The sequence below is a fragment of the Bacteroides ilei genome (genome assembly GCF_900128495.1).
Taxonomy (GTDB): Bacteria; Bacteroidota; Bacteroidia; order Bacteroidales; family Bacteroidaceae; genus Phocaeicola; species Phocaeicola ilei.
In genome coordinates this window covers 2,130,042-2,147,360 of sequence record NZ_LT635801.1, presented here as the reverse complement: position 1 = coordinate 2,147,360, position 17,319 = coordinate 2,130,042, and the positions used below count along the sequence as shown (strand labels likewise).

The 17,319-nt window shown below is 36.9% G+C and carries 10 protein-coding genes; 4 read left to right on the top strand and 6 right to left on the bottom strand.

Features of this window, described 5'->3' with window-relative positions; all coding sequences use genetic code 11:
• Positions 1 to 228 precede the first annotated feature (228 nt).
• Entirely contained in the window at positions 229 to 1,710 is a 1,482-nt protein-coding gene (locus BQ7489_RS09240) for a glycoside hydrolase family protein (protein WP_083580538.1), read from the bottom strand.
• A 183-nt stretch (positions 1,711 to 1,893) separates the two neighbouring features.
• Here BQ7489_RS09240 and BQ7489_RS09235 point away from each other — a divergent pair, with 183 nt between their 5' ends.
• The 4 genes from BQ7489_RS09235 to BQ7489_RS09220 all read left to right on the top strand — a co-directional run bounded on the left by BQ7489_RS09235 (position 1,894) and on the right by BQ7489_RS09220 (position 7,951).
• Positions 1,894 to 3,726, top strand: a complete 1,833-nt coding sequence (locus tag BQ7489_RS09235) for a glycoside hydrolase family 2 protein (protein ID WP_072530757.1) — start codon at positions 1,894 to 1,896, stop codon at positions 3,724 to 3,726.
• 106 nt (positions 3,727 to 3,832) lie between these two features.
• The gene (locus tag BQ7489_RS09230; protein WP_083580534.1) at positions 3,833 to 5,278 is read left to right on the top strand and encodes a glycoside hydrolase family 27 protein; all 1,446 of its coding nucleotides are present in this window, start codon (positions 3,833 to 3,835) and stop codon (positions 5,276 to 5,278) included.
• A 7-nt stretch (positions 5,279 to 5,285) separates the two neighbouring features.
• Positions 5,286 to 6,455 carry a glycoside hydrolase family 43 protein gene (locus BQ7489_RS09225; protein ID WP_072530756.1) on the top strand — a complete coding sequence of 390 codons (1,170 nt, stop codon included), beginning with the start codon at positions 5,286 to 5,288 and terminating at the stop codon, positions 6,453 to 6,455.
• A 116-nt stretch (positions 6,456 to 6,571) separates the two neighbouring features.
• Complete coding sequence (locus BQ7489_RS09220) at positions 6,572 to 7,951, top strand: sulfatase family protein (protein ID WP_239496939.1); 1,380 nt, start codon at positions 6,572 to 6,574, stop codon at positions 7,949 to 7,951.
• Between the two features lie 111 nt (positions 7,952 to 8,062).
• Here BQ7489_RS09220 and BQ7489_RS09215 read toward each other — a convergent pair whose 3' ends face one another.
• From BQ7489_RS09215 to BQ7489_RS09195, 5 genes are all read right to left on the bottom strand, one after another.
• Complete coding sequence (locus BQ7489_RS09215) at positions 8,063 to 9,502, bottom strand: hypothetical protein (protein ID WP_162617794.1); 1,440 nt, start codon at positions 9,500 to 9,502, stop codon at positions 8,063 to 8,065.
• A 395-nt stretch (positions 9,503 to 9,897) separates the two neighbouring features.
• Complete coding sequence (locus BQ7489_RS09210) at positions 9,898 to 10,998, bottom strand: hypothetical protein (protein WP_204352750.1); 1,101 nt, start codon at positions 10,996 to 10,998, stop codon at positions 9,898 to 9,900.
• A 98-nt stretch (positions 10,999 to 11,096) separates the two neighbouring features.
• The gene (locus tag BQ7489_RS09205; RefSeq protein WP_162617793.1) at positions 11,097 to 12,170 is read right to left on the bottom strand and encodes a DUF5017 domain-containing protein; all 1,074 of its coding nucleotides are present in this window, start codon (positions 12,168 to 12,170) and stop codon (positions 11,097 to 11,099) included.
• 16 nt (positions 12,171 to 12,186) lie between these two features.
• A complete protein-coding gene (locus BQ7489_RS09200; RefSeq protein ID WP_204352749.1) occupies positions 12,187 to 13,977 on the bottom strand; it encodes a RagB/SusD family nutrient uptake outer membrane protein in 1,791 nt (596 codons plus the stop codon).
• A 12-nt stretch (positions 13,978 to 13,989) separates the two neighbouring features.
• Positions 13,990 to 17,043, bottom strand: coding sequence for a SusC/RagA family TonB-linked outer membrane protein (locus BQ7489_RS09195; RefSeq protein WP_072530752.1), 3,054 nt, complete (start codon positions 17,041 to 17,043; stop codon positions 13,990 to 13,992).
• Between the last annotated feature and the right edge of the window lie 276 nt (positions 17,044 to 17,319).

The following is a 17,319-nucleotide window of genomic DNA, read 5'->3' as shown; positions in this document are numbered from 1 at the left end:
ATAAACACATTAATGATTACCGGCCTATAAAAAAAGAGGAGTTTCCCTCCTCTTTTTCACTAACCCTATACAAAATATTACCTTTATGAAAACCAAGAGTAACATCCTTCATACAAGCATGTCACTAAAATTATTAAAACCCTATTGAAAACATCTCCACAAAGAAAAAAACAATTAATCAGTTGTATTTGATTTATTGTACGGACTCTTATTTCAAATGTACAGATATTACCTGAAATCAATCTTTTCACAATTTAAGATAGACCATCTCAATACCTCATGCATATTTTTTTCGGTCAGCACCTTTCCGTTAATCCTGAAATTCTCAAAAACGAGTCCGCTCAACGGAGTCTTACCTTTCACTCCCTCCATATAATTCTTTTTACCTCTTGAAACATCTACCAACACATTCCAATCTTTAAACAGGAAGTCCTTTATCAACTGGTCCTTATCACCCAATGGAGACAATCTGAAAATATGTGTCACCGAAGTATCCGTACGCACATCTTCAAATACAAATCCTTCATCTGCTCCTCCACTGTTCCGGCAACTTAAAATACCATTGTTAAGTCTGTCCGAATCCCACTCTGCCCGGACTATATCCACCCGGCTTACACGACAGTTTCTTGCTACAGAATTACTCCAGTTCAACTGGAAAATGGCTCCATTATCCAATTGCCAGCATACCACATCTTCTACCACAATATTATCTCTATATATCTTGATATTATCATCATTGGCCCAGATAAAACAGTTCCGGATTGTAGAGTTGGCATAAACAGCAATACCGTCACAATTATAAATCCATCCTCCCACAATCTTCGTCCAAGACACTTCATTATCCGTTCCCAACAACCTTACAGCAAAGAAAGAATAGTCTGCAATTACAATACCATCCACTATAATGCCGTCGGCTCCATTTTTGGCTTCTACCATGTGCGATTCACGCAGATGTAAGCGTGCTCCTGACAAAATTCCTCTTCCGTAAATCTTCACATTGGAACAAGCCTTTCCATCCATAATGAAAGAGCCAAATACCCAAGCTCCTCCTTCCAGATAGATGCGTTTTATATTTGAAGGAACTTTATATACTCCTATGTCATGTACCCCTTTTTTAAAATAAAGGGCTGAATCTTTTACAGAGAGTGTAGAGAGAAGTGTTTTATCACCCTTTTCTATCACTTTCCATTTTGGCAAATCGGCCGGAACATCCGTTTCCATCGGATCTGCAAAAATCAACAATCCTTCCTTGTAGCCATCTTCACCAATTTCCACAGAAAATTGTCCCGGACGGTCGAGCACAAAAGAAAAGCAATTGGTATCCTGCTTAGTCACTTTTATATTGTGTCTGGACGGATACACTTTAATTTCTTTTCCCTCTATATTCTTATTCACCTGTACCGTAACTTTCACCTTTCTCTGAAACGAGAAATGTCCCCAATGAATGCTTCTGCCTTTGAATTTAGTCAAAGGCTTGTCATCGTTTTTCCTTTCTCCAAGCATCCCCTTGAAATAGGTGTTGCAGACATTCTTGAAAATAGTCACGTCATTATCCGTGTCATCATTCAGATACACACGATACAATTCAGACTGTTGTACCTGAAGATTCTCCTCCGGATATGTCACAAGTGTGGCTGTTTTGTTTCCTGCGTAAATGGAATCCATCCATAGAATACACAAGCATACAATGAATAATACTTTCGTCCTCATACGCTCTTCGTTCTTACAGCGACAAAATTACAAGCAAACAAACTACCAGGTTTATCTTCGTGTACAAATAATTTGCACTAGCGTACAGAAACCGCAGTGTGTACGCTGGCAACAATTTCAAGGACGCATAAACCAGTGGTTAGCTTGTTTCAAGGCTATTTTTGTATAAAATACTTATACATTATGAGAAAATTTATCTTTTTATTATGTTGTGGTGTATGTTTTTCCGCTTATGCACAAAAGTGGGAAATGAAGCAAGCTCCTTTAATGACACCCTGGAGCAAAAACATCGACATCCATCATGTACTTCCAGAATATCCCAGACCACTTATGCAACGGGAAGACTGGAAAAATCTTAATGGAATATGGGAATTTGAAATGTGTGCAGAAGGAGACCGGTTACCTGCAAAAAGAAAACTTCATGAAAAAATCCTCGTTCCCTATCCATGGGAATCGGCTCTTTCTGGAGTAAGAAGACAACTATCTACCCAACGGGCGTGGTACAAACGAACTTTTACTCTTCCCAAAGAATGGAAAGACAAGAATATCATTCTAAATTTTGGAGCTATCGACTGGGAATCAGAAATCTATGTGAACGGAAAACTGGTCGGCGCCCACAAAGGAGGATACGATCCGTTCTCTTTCGACATAACATCTTTTCTAGACTTCTCCGCCAAAGAGCAGGAACTTATTGTCAATGTCTATGACCCGGGAAACAGTAAGGCCATTCCTCATGGAAAGCAAAACAATACACGTTTTTCCGAACCGAAAGGCTATAGTTACTCCCCCTCTTCCGGTATTTGGCAAACCGTATGGATAGAACCGGTCAACAAAGATTATGTTACAGCCATACATACGATTCCTGATTTTGACAAGAAAGCATTCCACGTAGAAGTTAATGCTTCCGGCAATCAGAATCTGAAGGTAAACATCTGTATCCAGTCGCAAGGGAAAACAGAAAGCCAGCATTCAGGCGTGCTTAACACCAAAATTACCTTGCCCCTGCAAAGCATTCGCCCATGGAGCCCCGACACACCTCATCTGTATGATGTGGTAGTCACACTGACCAACGAAAAAGGAGAAACGGTGGACAGCATCAGAAGCTATGCGGGCATGCGCAAAATCTCATTAAAGAACGAAAACGGTGTACAGCGTCTGGCGCTTAATGACAAATTTATTTTCCAGATGGGGCCATTGGACCAGGGTTACTGGCCCGACGGCATATACACTGCCCCCACAGATGAAGCCTTGAAATGGGATGTACAGCAGATAAAAGAATGGGGCTTCAATATGATACGAAAGCACATCAAAGTAGAACCGCAGAGATGGTACTACTGGTGCGACAAATTAGGCATACTGGTATGGCAAGACATGCCCAACTGTTTCAAGACACGAAATGAAGAAGAAAAAGAACAGTTTGAAACCGAACTACAACGCATGATTCGTACCCACTGGAACCACCCTTCCATCGTCAACTGGATTGTGTTCAACGAACATTGGGGAATATACGATTGTGAGCGTATCACAGAAAATGTCATGAAGCTGGATCCGAGCAGACTTGTCACAGGCAATAGTGGTATCGATACCCGGAAGCCCAGTATCGACTATGAAGTGGGACACATTAAGGACAACCATTCCTATCGGCCTCCTCACGTGCCGCTTATCAGCAGCAAAAGAGCTACCGTTAATGGAGAATATGGTGCCATCGGTTATAAAATTGAAGGCCACATCTGGGATGCCGACGGACCTTGGGTACACCACAACTATAAGAACAAGGAGAATGCGACAAAGGAGTACGTAAAATTCATCCAGCAAATCAACGAATACATACGTCGCGGACTTAGTGCCGCTGTATATACCCAGTGGACTGATGTGGAAAATGAAATGAACGGGCTCTATACCTACGACCGTAAAGTAGAGAAATTAGATAAACAAAAAGTATCTGACACCAACCGCTCAACCTATACAGAGAAAGAGCAAGTAAAAGGACAGACCGATGCACAGTATATCCAATAATCTTCAATAAGAGAACGTACAAATTCAATAAGAATGCGGACACAGGAACCAACCGTTCTTTTTTAGTCCGCCTAACTTTGTGACAATAACCCAATAATTATAAATCATGAAAAATAAAACATTCTTATCTGCCGCACTTGCTTTCTTCATGCTGGCCGGCTTTAACCAGACGACTCAGGCTATCACTCCGCAGATGCCGTCTGAAGAAACAGTAAGTAAATGCAAGGTGGCCCCCACTCCTCCTATGGGATGGAACAGTTTCGATGCATACGACTGCCGTATCAACGAACAGGAATTCAAAGCCATCGTAGATTATATGGCTGCCAACCTGAAACAACATGGCTGGGAATATGCAGTTATCGATTACTGCTGGTTTAATGATAATCCTGGAGGTTGGAATAACCCCAGCAAACGATATGGCCATCCGGACATCCGATTGGATAAAGACGGCAAACCGCTCGAGGTGCTTTGCATGGACGAATACAGCCGTCTGATTCCGTCTGTGAAAAGATTCCCTTCTGCAGCAAACGGAAAAGGATTCAAACCGCTGTCCGACTACGTACACAGCAAGGGTATGAAATTCGGTATCCACATCATGCGTGGTATAGCTCGCCAGGCTTACTCCCAGAAATCAAAAATCATGGGAAGCAAGGCTACAGCTTACGACATTGCTGAACCTTTCGACACATGTAACTGGTGTAACAACATGTACGGAGTGGACGCTTCTAAAGAAGGCGCACAGGAATACTATAACTCTATCTTCAAATTGTATGCAGAATGGGGAGTAGACTTTATTAAAGCCGACGACACCATGTATCCTCCCTATCACAAAGGAGAAATCGAAATGATGCGCAAAGCCATTGAAAACTGCGGTCGCCCGATGGTACTGAGTTTATCTTGTGGTGAAGCTCCACTAGGCCGTGCAGAACACATCAAGAAGAATGCTACCATGTGGAGAGTTTCAGCCGATTTCTGGGACAATTGGGAAGATTTGTATCACAATTTTGACTTACTGAATGCCTGGTCTTCTCACATCGGCGAAGACAGTTGGCCGGATGCGGATATGATTCCGTTTGGAAAACTGGCACTTCAAAACCGTCCGGTAGGAAAAGAACGCATGAGCCGTTTCACTCCAGAAGAATATAATACGCTCATGACTCTGTTCTGTATGGCACGCTCTCCGCTGATGATTGGAGCCGACTTGCTTTCTACCCCCAAAGAAATCATCGACAAATATTTCAAGAACGATGAAATCCTTGCCATCGACCAGCACTCCACAGACAACCGGCAGATATTCAAGAACAAGAGTTATGCCATCTGGACTGCCACTGTTCCCGAAACAGGCGAACGCTATATTGCGCTGTTCAATCTGCAAGACAAACCTGCTACCGTCACTTTCAATATGGAACTGGAATCTCTACGCGGCAAGTATCAGGCACGTGATTTGTGGAAGAAACAGAATATCGGTATTGTGGAAGGAAAACTTTCTGCACAGTTAGGAGCACACGATGCTACTGTATTCAAACTCACAAAAGTATCCTCTCAAAAATAAATGTTTAATGGGAAAAATCAATACTCTATTTATTAGTACATTTATTATTTTTCATGTACTGCACACCCAAACTTCTTATTCTCAGACAAAAGAAACATTTGCCTATCAAAACCCTATCCGTTCAGGTATAGACCCCAAAGGATTAAGAGACTGTCAGGTGCTGAAGGACCAGAATACCTGGTACCTCACAGGCACAGCTTTTCCCCATTGGGCACGACAGGAACAGAACGGAAAACTGAATCAAGGAGTTCCCCTCTACAAATCCACAAATCTGACTGACTGGACTTTCGTAAAATACATCATAGAAAGACCCGATTCCAGCAAATGGTATTACAACCGTTTCTGGGCTCCTGAAATCCATAGAATCAAGGGAAAATACTACGCTACCTTCAACTGTTCCAACCCCAAGCATGGGTATCCCGGACAACACATCGGTTATGCCGTGTCCGACAGTATTGAAGGCCCCTACAAGGTGATTACAGAAGAAAAGCCATTGGCCAACGGAAACGACTTGACACTGTTCGAAGATGAAGACGGAAAAGTATGGGCATTCTGGAACAGAGGACGCGAATTCGGTATTGGATATGCGCAATTGGATTTAGGAACCGGAAAATTTCTGACTACTCCTCAAACGGCTATCCAGCCCGGGAAGGTAGATTATGAATACGATAAAGAAGGAAAATTAGTACAGGAACCCGGATACGACGGACGCCCCATCCCCAAAGTAAAGAAGTATTACTCCTGGGATTCCATCGGAATAGAAGGAGCTTACGTCATCAAAGAAAACGGACAGTACTACCTTTTTTATTCCAGCTGGACCAGAGGATATGAAATCGGCTATGCCACCGCTTCTAAAATTACCGGACCATGGAAAAAGTATGAAGGAAACCCCTTCTATGGAGCGCAAAGCAAAGCTGCATGTAACAGAAACGGATTCACTTGGAAAGGTGACCCACACAGTCCGTTCAACCAAGTGGGGCACAATGAAATCTTTGTCGGTCCGGATGGAAGATACTGGATTTCCTGTCACGGAATTACACACGACGCTCCCGAAAGTCCCTCATTGGTTATTGACCCGATATGGTTCGATCATGATGGAAATATCCATAGCAATGGTCCGACTTATACCCTCCAAAAATCGAACTATTTAAATAATCAAACCACTAAGGCTAAATAACTCATATTTAAGGTTAATCCCCCGGTGCTTGTGAAAGTATTGGGGGAATATAATTTTCAATGAATGATACTTAATAAACAAAAAATGCATACATTCAATTTTAAAATTCCTTTATAATGAAAACGAAGTTTATGTTATCCACGTTGCTGGCTTTTCCTGTGTTAAGTCATGCACAAACCAACTTTATCATCATCCTTACCGATGACCAAGGGTATCAAGACATAGGGTGCTATGGTTCGCCACTAATTGAAACTCCCAACCTTGACAAAATGGCTGAAGACGGACTTCGGCTTACCAATTTTTACGTATCCGCTTCTGTATCGAGTGCTTCGAGAGCTGGACTGCTTACCGGGCAGTTAAACACACGCAATGGAGTGAAAGGTGTAGGCTGGCCAGATTCCAAAGGACTCCCAACAGATAAAATCACGATAGCTAACGCACTAAAGACAAAAGGGTATGCTACAGGATGCTTTGGTAAATGGCATTTAGGCGACCTTGACGGATATCTTCCTACCGATCGTGGATTTGATTATTATTATGGTATCCCTTATAGCAACGACATGTATATAGGGTACACACATAAATTCTCTCCCAACTGTGTGTTTATCGAAGGGTATAATCTTGATAAAGCCTTGCAAGACCAGCAGCTGGTAAAAAGAACCAAAAACAAAGCCCAACTGAAAAAAGAACTGAACAATGCTTCTCCTTTATTCGAAAACAAGGAAGTCATAGAATATCCATGCGACCAGGCTACTACCACATACCGATATTTCAATAAAGCAATGGAATTTATCGGGAAAAACAAAAACCAGCCGTTCTTTGTATACCTGACTCCTTCCATGCCCCATGTGCCGCTTTTTGTCTCCCCACAGTTTAAAGGAAAAAGTAAGAGAGGATTGTATGGAGATGCCGTAGAAGAAATAGACTGGAACGTAGGTCGACTGCTTGATTTCTTAGAGAAAGAAGGACTCAGCGAAAACACAATGGTCATTTTCACTTCCGACAATGGCCCATGGCTAGAAATGAAAGAAAACGGTGGATCTGCTCTTCCATTGAGAGACGGTAAATTCTCGGCATACGAAGGGGGTGTCCGCACTCCTTGTATCATCAAATGGAAGAACCACATCCCGGCAGGAAAAGTGAGCGACCACATCATTGCAAGTATCGATATCTTCCCCACTCTATTGGAACTTGCCCAGATGGACAAATCAAAATATGATCTTGACGGTATCACACTTACCAAGTTCATAAGCAATCCGGACAATGTAAAGCCTCGCGACCGCTATCTGTATGTCAAAGATGGAAAGATTGTAGGCATCAGACAAAATGACTGGATATATCTGCCGCAAACAGGACTCAGAGTCACTCCCAAAGAAAACTTCGAGCAAGAACTCTTCAATATCCGTAAAGATATTGGACAAAAATCCAATCTGTTCAAAAAAGAAACCCAAAAGGCTCAGGAAATAGAACTACTCTTACAGCAACAATCTCATTAAATTCCCTCCTACTTAAATTAATTATAAAATCTGGTATTGGATGAAAAACAGAATTCGGTCTTCATCCAATACCCAATATTGAACAATGTATTTCAACAAAATATTCAATTGCTAATTTATTTCAAAATTATTAAAAGATTTTTTAGATATAAAATTCTTAAGATTCTTTTCGGTTATTTTTTCATTCATCCAATGGAAATTCTCTATTTTTATATGAAAAAAAGAATTTTCAAGTTTCATCTTACAATGTGGTTTTTTTGAAAAAAAAACATTCTTAATAATAAAATCTCTTATCACCGGTTTGGATTTCCATGAATTCCCATCATTATCGATTACCAAAAAAGACCTTACAGGTCCATAGAATCTTATATTATCAAAACAAACATTCTCAATAATATTGGGCACATCAGGTTTTCGCCAATTTATAAAACTTCTTACAAATTTACATTCGCTCAAATTATTTAAATCTCTATATACTATAACATCTTTTACCCGTATATTTTTCCGGGAGCCATAATCTCCCCATCCAAATTGAAAAGAATGTCCATTCCCCTGTAAATATGTATAAAACCCATCTACTTTTATATTGGAAATATAAAGTTTTATATGATCATCATTAACCTTCGAAAAACAATCAATAATATGTGATCCTATATAAGCATCCGTTTCATACAGAAAAGAAAATGATTTTACATTTTTATATATAGTTCCATATCCAGGCCATACCCAAAAATGATACATTGCCGGCTCAATAGAAGTTATTCCTTGCACTTTCATCTTAGTTTTTTCCCCTCTGACAGAAAGATTACATTTAATAGGATTATCTTCTTCGTTTTTATAACTAGTATGTTTTATTCCTTCTTGGGAAATAATCCCCATTCCTGAGACTTCAATATCATGATTTGATATTATATTTCCTCTATAATATGATCCCAATGGTATATGAATCTTATTAATTGAAGACGGAACTATGTAAGTTCCTTTATTATATCCTTCAAAAATTACCGTAGAATCTGTTTTTACAAAATCAACTGGTTTATCAATAAAAACAAAAAGAGGCTCATTCTCATTATCATTTATTATAACCATGCCACGACGTGTAGTTCCTCCTTCTACTTTAATAATCATTTTATTGTCTATAAACAATATTGGCATTCCATCCATCCCTATTATCTTCGTATTAGACTCTGATATTTGCTGATTTCCATTACACGAAACTTTTAAAGTCATCTCTTCATCCTTTCCTAATGACAATTGTATCCAGTGATTGTTTGTCGTAGTTTCCCATATGTAGTCATTTTTTATTATATTTCTATTTTTATAATAATTATATACGGCAATTTCTTCGTTATCCACATATACTGTATATAGCTGAGAAATATTAAAGACCTTCAATGAATCATTTAAGGATATATCTTCGTTACGGTCCTTCAATATTTTCTTAAATTCATTCTTCGTTACATAATTTTTACACATAATATCTTGTAATTGCAATTCTAGAAATAATATCAATAGGAATTTCAAAAAACTTATAGAAAAAAACTTATTCATATACTTTAAATTTAAGTTATTATATCTGATAATTATTGAAGTAGACATTATGGAAGATCTTTTGATATTCAACTTATTATAATCAATTTTTAAATATCGGACCAATAAAAAATCAAATCATCAGCCATTAATTCATCTATTTTTACTCAAACAGCTCAAATCATGAATCGAAACATATTAAAACACATTGCAACAAAAGATTTAGACAATGAGTATTCCCTATTAATGGCAAATAATGGTACAATGATATCTTTATCAATTCACTAATTAAAAAATCAGAATATTATCATGGCAAGTGAAGAACAGAGAAGTATATTAACATTAGATTTGGATAAATCAATAAAGAATATTTTTTCTTTTTTATTGATCAATCAATCTCGAAAATATACATAAAATTACATTCCTTTTTTCCATTCAGTCAAGATATCAAAAAAGCCTTTTTTTCTTTCACTATTTATTCCCCAATCGACTGGAGGGCATTGAAAACCTTGTTCAAACGATTCCTCCTTCTTCCTGAAATCAAAATAACCCCACGAAGCATATGCTTCTGTAGCTTTAACAAAATTATTAACTTTTTTATCAAAATTGAAATGATCATCTTCATTATACACAATTGGCTGAGTTACATATGCCGGAGATTTTCTAACAGAATCAACCTGCAGAGTTATATTTTCTGGTCTCCAGATACCATTACCATGAAGCAATATATAATCAGATGCGGCGATTACTTTATCACTTGGAACTATTTTGCCAGCATAACTTGTACTTACAAGCAATCGTCTGCCATCATGAGTTATGGTTTTAGCATATTCTATTGATTTATGAACTGTTTCTGGAGTTAATCCGTCAAGTTTAAAGAAATCACACTCATTATTTATCTCAAGCAACACATTCCTGTAATCATTCCTCAAAACCCATTCTATTGCATTCTTAATACCATTTTTTACAGCTGCTGCATCATTTATGAATTTTTCCTGACCTACATAGAATAATCCCAATATTACAACCATTTCCAATTCATCAGCTTTATCAAGTATCATTTTCAATCTGTCCATATATGCTGTATCCAAACTTCCATCAGGTAATATTGCAGAATTATACCAAGGTTGCTGTTCAGAATATCCTTCAGGACTTCCACCCTGTAGATTTATAGTAAAAGCAAGAAGTCCCTTATCTTTCCATAATGACATATTCTCTACAAATTCTTTCGTATTTCTGTTAGCATCCCACACTTTAGTATCAGGGTAAGCCCATTTATAACGTGTCGAATCTGTCTTGTCATCAAATATTCCGTTCACAAGACGGGCATTGGGGAGCAAACCTTGTATTTTCATTCCTCTCCATGTCTTTCCCTCGAATGTAGGTTTACCATTAACATAAAACTCATCACCCACTATCGAAACTTCGGTTTTATTATTCTTTATAGTGGAACACGAAATAATAAATAAAGACATAAATATAAATGAAATAAGCATTGACTTTTTAAAAATATCCATTACACATTAATAATTTTTAGTTAACTGAATGTATCCTTTATAAATAGACAAAAGGATGGACTTAGATATATTTAAATCCATCCTTTTATATTTAGCCGTCACTCAACGACAATAGGTATAGTAACATATTTTGTATTATACTTATATTCATTTGCTGATATACCATTTCTATCTGATTGATAACCGTCACCTGAATAATTCTTTGAGCTACTTGTAGTGGTCAAGAATGTTACATTATATGTTCCGGGCTCATCAAACGAACAAGAATATGACATTTTACCCGAACCATTTAGAGATGTAATACATTCACCTGTATCAAAAGCATAATAACCATCTTCCCCCAATTCTATACTAGAAATATAAATATTCCCTTTATAAGCAGCATTTGCATCGCCTACAAATTTCAGTGTTATACATTCCACTGTTTCAAGAGTCAAACCATTCTTGGCTTCCCAATTCTCTATCCACTTTTCTATATTGATAACATGATCGAAATACTTCATTGAAGGAGTTATTGTATTATTATACCATAAACTATTTGGCGAATTTTGATCAAAAACCCATTGAACAATTCCGTCAGATGTTTTACCAATAACTTCAGTTACTATTCTGAAATTAGCTTTAGTACTGCCAGGTAACCATTCACCTGCATTTTGATAAAATATATCATCTGTTTTAAATCTTAATCTGATAGTAAGATTCTTATTATCCGCAACAGCTACACGAGGATATATTTTCAGAACTTTACTCCAATCATCAGGAAATAATGTAAGCTGCAGAGCATTTGTTGCCAAAGAATCATCATAGGCAATTTGCATATCAGGATATTCGATTGTTTCTGGTATAGATTCTGCTCCAGCCAAATTAATGAAAAATCTTTTTACAAGAGTATTAGGGATTCTATAAATACTATCTTGTAATTCTTCTTGCGTTAACCCATTTAAAATATAGTCAGCGGACTTTTCATAATTATGCCCTTCAGTACCATTATAAACTATTGCACTTGACGTATTTGTATTTATTATAAAATTGACTTCCTCTCCTACTGCAACCGTTGTCTTATCAGCAGTAACCTCCAAAAACGCATCTTCTGCATTATACTTTTCACAACCAACAATAGCAAAGCTAGATATTAAAATCAACAATGCATTTTTCAGTTTTATATTTCTCATAATCATTGTTTTTTAATTAATAACCAGGATTCTGAATTAATTTATCATTTGAGTCAATCTCCGACTGGGGTATCGGCAACAACTGATGATATTCCTTCACATTTTCAGGATAGCTAGGTGCACTTAAAAAACGTTCAGCCTTACCTAAATAAGGAACTACTGTAGTTCTGACATCACGAAGTTTCTCTACTAAAATTCCCCTGCGAACCAAATCACACCATCTATCTGTTGTTTCTGCTACAAACTCACGTGCTCTTTCCCATAGGATTTCCTCTCTAAAAGCTTGGTAATCGCTTGAATACCCTCTATAGATATATGTTTCCATTCCATTACTATAATATCCGTAGAATCCGGGCTTCCAGTCTGGTACACATTCATCGATTTTATTGACATTATCATAAATATACTCTCTTGGCAATAAATCCTCGTGAACATTACCTTTATTTGCAATACGCGCTCTTTTACGAACTACATTCACAGCATCATAAGCAGACTGTATGCTTTTACCATCCAATGATAAAGAAGAAGAAGGTGTATATACTCCCGGTCCCTGATAATATTCATTATAAGCTTCTGCATATATCAATAAGATATCGGCAAATCTCAATAAAGGTTCATCCATACCAAAATTCTGGTAGTTATATGATGCAGGATCAACTAATGGATACCTTCTGAATTTACCAATACTGAACACCATACCATCAGTTTTTTCATTTTCTGGCTTCAGATCCTGATAATAACAAGGATAATCCCAACCTTGCAAAGAGCCATCAGGCATTACCTTAACTCTTGGACAATTCCATAGTCTTCGTATTGAATCGCTTTCCTCATAAATGGAACGATGAAAATCAGTACTACTAGCCATTCCCCATGATCCACCCATGGAAATCTCACCCAAAATACCAAATACCATTCCAGCCCATCCACCGGTTCCATCACCTGTCAATCTAACAGAGCTGAATAAAGATTCTTCTTGTGCTTTATTTTCTGTCTGATAATCAAACATGTCCGGGTAATAGTCTGTCAACTTGTACCCACCCTTGTCTATTACCATTTTGGCATAATCCATTGCCTTTTTATAATGAGTCTTTGCGTCTTCCAATATAATCTCACCATCTCTGTCGGTTATACTTGCTATATAAAGATGAACTTTAGCTAAAAGACCTAATGCAGCCTCTCTTGAGAAACGACCATACTGATAACCATTATCTCCATTTTTACTTACGGAATTTTCCGAAGCGAAAGTAAGATCATCAATAATCTGTTGCAATACTACAGATACTTTGTCACGAGGAACTTTAAGATGATCACCATTAGGAGATGTAGCAGCATGCAAAACCAAAGGTATATCTCCATACCATCTTACAAGATCAAAGTATAAGAAAGCACGAACACCTCTTGCTTCACCAATAAACCTATCTGCACTTGGTATCTTATCTCTATTTGCTTCAATTGCATCTATAGTTGTATTACAATCCTTTATTGCAAGATAATGGTTCTTCCACATTTTCAGCAAGCGGTCATTACTGGAACTAAATGTATAATCCCCCAAACCTTCTTCCATACTCCAAGCTGGTTTTAGTATCAAATCAGTCGGTACATACTTAACATCATAACCAGTTACAAAGTTATTCTTCAGTGTACTATATAAAGAATTGACCCCTATCCTTGCTTCAGAATCATTATTGTAATATACTTCAGGACTTAAAGATGATTTTGGTTCTTCGTCTAAGAAATCAGAACATCCTACAAATAATCCCGACAATAATAATAAAGCTGCCTTATTTATTATTCTATTTTTAATCATAACAAAACTAATTTAAAAACCTAAATTTAAAGAAATCATATAACTACGTGGACGTGGATACGGACTTTGATCATACCCTGGAGACAATCTTGCAACTGTACCCCAACCGGTATTTGCTTCAGGATCGAAACCCGAATAACGTGTCAACAACCATAAATTAGTTCCTGTCAGTGTTATTCTCAAAGAAGATAAATTCCATCTAGTAATAACTTTTTTAGGGAAGTCATACGATAATGACAATGTGGATAGTCTCAAATAAGATCCATCTTCAACAGCCTCACTTGTCATATTTCTTAAACCTGGATCATTATACACAAAACCAATAGAATTATTCTCTGGATGTTCTGGTGTCCAAGCATTATAATAAGATGATTTCAAGACATTTAATCCACCAGATCCCATCATACTATTAAGTTGGAACATGTTTGCATTTATTTGGTCATTACCATAAGACCAACGGAAAAATGCATGGAGTTCAAATCCTTTGTATGAGAAAGTATTACCCCATCCTCCCGTATGAATAGGATTGGTATTCCCAATTATTGTACGGTCATTCTGATCTATCACACCATCTTTATTGATATCCGCAAATTTTGTACCACCAAGTTTTGCCGAAGCATCGACAGGACTATTCATTATCTCTTCTTCTGTATTATATATACCATCTTTTACATATCCATAAAATATACCAAGAGGTTGTCCTACTTGAAGCAAGACATCGTTTGAGAACATTCTTGTAAAATATCTTGTATATTGTCCTTCATCCAATGATAATATCTTATTCTTATTAAAAGCTATATTGAAATCAGATTGCCAACGGAACGCACCATCAAAAATGACAGCATTAACAGCGAATTCCACACCTTCATTCTTCATTGAACCAGCATTTTTCCAAGCCTTATCAAATCCAGAAGTTGCCGGAAGATTTACTTCCATAAGCATATCAGTAATTTTCTTATAATAATAATCAGCTGTTAGACTCAAGCGGGAATCAAAAACAGCAAAATCAATTCCAAAGTTATATTGTTTAGAACTTTCCCATCTGAGGTCATCATTTGCTATATTACCTGTAACTTTAGCGAGCTCTACTGTACTATCATCAAATGAGACCTTAGAAGTATAAAGCATAGCCAATGACTGATATGATGGGAACTGATTATTACCGGTTACACCAAAGCTTGCCCTTGCCTTCAGGCTAGAAATCCATTTAATATCTTTAAGGAATTTTTCCTGATCAACTCTCCAAGCAGCACTTACTGCCGGGAAATTAGCATATTTATTATTTTTACCGAACTTAGAAGAACCGTCTCTACGTACTGAGGCGCTAAATACATATCTGTTATCGTAAGTATAATTTGCTCTTGCTATGTAAGACAATGTTGAATTGTCTCCATAAGTATAGGTCGGAGCAAAAGTTACAACACCTCCAGAAACGCCATAAATACCTAATGATATATCTTCAAAGTTGGTTGTTTTAGAGTAAAACTTTGTCTCATTCATTCTCTTTGCTTCATAAGCAAACATTGCCCCAAAACTATGTTTTTTTATTGTCTTATTATAATTTAATCGTGCTTCATATGTCCAGTTGAAATTATCATCAAAATTAAATTCTATACGCCCCTGCTCTGACTTGCCATACCATGTATTGGGTCCCCAATAACTTGTACTTTTATTTATTCCTTTACGCATGGAATAGCTCGTAGTAAATGTAAGATCTTTAAATATCTTGTATTCAAATTCAAGTTTTCCAGATAATTCATTATTATTTCTTACAAGCTCTCTCTCGTTTACATAGACAGTAGGACTTAATGATAAATAATCCTGCGATTCTGTATCATCAGCAGAAATATATCCTAAATAAGGATTTGTATTCATCGCTTTTATAAATACACCATTCTGAGACCAATCAGTAATAGGATTATCTTCTATTGTATTTGCATAAGAAAGATTTGTAGAAATTCTAATTTTTTTACCAACTTTCTGAGATAAATTTAGTCGGGTTGTAAATCTTTTGAATCCAGAATTGTTAAGCAATCCGTCATTATTCATATATCCTACAGAAAACATATAAGTCTGCTTATCAGTACCACCACTCATAGAAGCATTTACTTCCTGTCTGTAAGAGGATTGTAGAATCTCATCGAACCAATTATGCGCATATTGTGGATCATTATACTTTCCGGTAGCAAGAACATCCTTCCATTTTTCAATGTCAGTCTTAACTCCTTGTTCAGCTCTATAGACTTGCATTTCGGCATATTCTTTTGGAGAAAGAGTCTCTACCAGCGGATTGGGACATTGATTAAAACCATATTTTACATCTATTGAGAATTTAGGCTTTCCTACCTGTCCTTTTTTAGTTGTAATCAAGACAACACCGTTAGATCCATCAGCACCGTAAATTGCAGCAGCCGAGGCATCTTTAAGAATCTCTATTGATTCAATGTCATTCATATTCATAAAAGACAAAGGATTAGTAGTAGCCTGTGTCTGTTCGTCTGTTGAAATCGGTTGTGGGACACCATCTATAACAAATAAAGGTTGAGTACCACCTGTCAATGAATTTGTACCACGAATCCTAAAAGTCATACCACCCGAAGGAGAACCGTCATTAGAAATTATCTGAACCCCACTTACTTTACCTTGCAAAGCTTCCAGTGCTTGTGAAACACCACTTCGTTTTGCATCATTCATATTTACTGAGGCTACAGCTGTCGAGATGTCACTTCTTCTTTGTGTACCATATCCTACTACTACAACATCATCAATCAAAACAGCATCCTGTTTCATTGAAATCTTTAATACATTTTTATCCCCTATTTTCTCTATATAGTCTTTATATCCCATATATGAGAAAACCAGAACATCATTTTTGGATGCCTTTAAAGAGAAGTTACCGTCCAAATCTGTAATACTTCCCTTACTAGTGCCCTTAATCATTATTGTTACACCTAAAAGAGGTTCACCTGTTTCATCATCAACTACGACTCCTGAAATATCTTTTACTTGAGCGTAAGATAATAAGCTAAATAAACTAAAAAGTAAAAATACAGAATATTTTTTCATGTTTTTTCATAATTTAAGTTGTTAAAAAGTCTATTTCATTGAAAGGAAAATAATAACTAAGAATCATTAAATACCAAGAGGTAAAATGAAATCAATAAATTTGTTTTCATAAATATTAGTTTTTAAGTTATTGATTAACAATTCTTCAAAAATTCTTAATGCAAACTTATCAGTTAAAAGACTATTCGACTATTTGTATTGTACACAATATTAGCTTATTTGTACAATTAGGTGATTCCGTACAATTCGAACAAAGCAGTACATTAAGAATCAGCA

Excerpts from the sequence above, each read along its gene's own strand:
- BQ7489_RS09195 (WP_072530752.1), bottom strand. The coding sequence starts at position 17,043 with ATGAAAAAATATTCTGTATTTTTACTTTTTAGTTTATTTAGCTTATTA.
- BQ7489_RS09210 (WP_204352750.1), bottom strand. The coding sequence starts at position 10,998 with ATGGATATTTTTAAAAAGTCAATGCTTATTTCATTTATATTTATGTCT.
- BQ7489_RS09220 (WP_239496939.1), top strand. The coding sequence starts at position 6,572 with ATGAAAACGAAGTTTATGTTATCCACGTTGCTGGCTTTTCCTGTGTTA.
- BQ7489_RS09200 (WP_204352749.1), bottom strand. The coding sequence starts at position 13,977 with ATGATTAAAAATAGAATAATAAATAAGGCAGCTTTATTATTATTGTCG.
- BQ7489_RS09205 (WP_162617793.1), bottom strand. The coding sequence starts at position 12,170 with ATGAGAAATATAAAACTGAAAAATGCATTGTTGATTTTAATATCTAGC.
- BQ7489_RS09225 (WP_072530756.1), top strand. The coding sequence starts at position 5,286 with ATGGGAAAAATCAATACTCTATTTATTAGTACATTTATTATTTTTCAT.
- BQ7489_RS09235 (WP_072530757.1), top strand. The coding sequence starts at position 1,894 with ATGAGAAAATTTATCTTTTTATTATGTTGTGGTGTATGTTTTTCCGCT.
- BQ7489_RS09240 (WP_083580538.1), bottom strand. The coding sequence starts at position 1,710 with ATGAGGACGAAAGTATTATTCATTGTATGCTTGTGTATTCTATGGATG.
- BQ7489_RS09230 (WP_083580534.1), top strand. The coding sequence starts at position 3,833 with ATGAAAAATAAAACATTCTTATCTGCCGCACTTGCTTTCTTCATGCTG.
- BQ7489_RS09215 (WP_162617794.1), bottom strand. The coding sequence starts at position 9,502 with ATGAATAAGTTTTTTTCTATAAGTTTTTTGAAATTCCTATTGATATTA.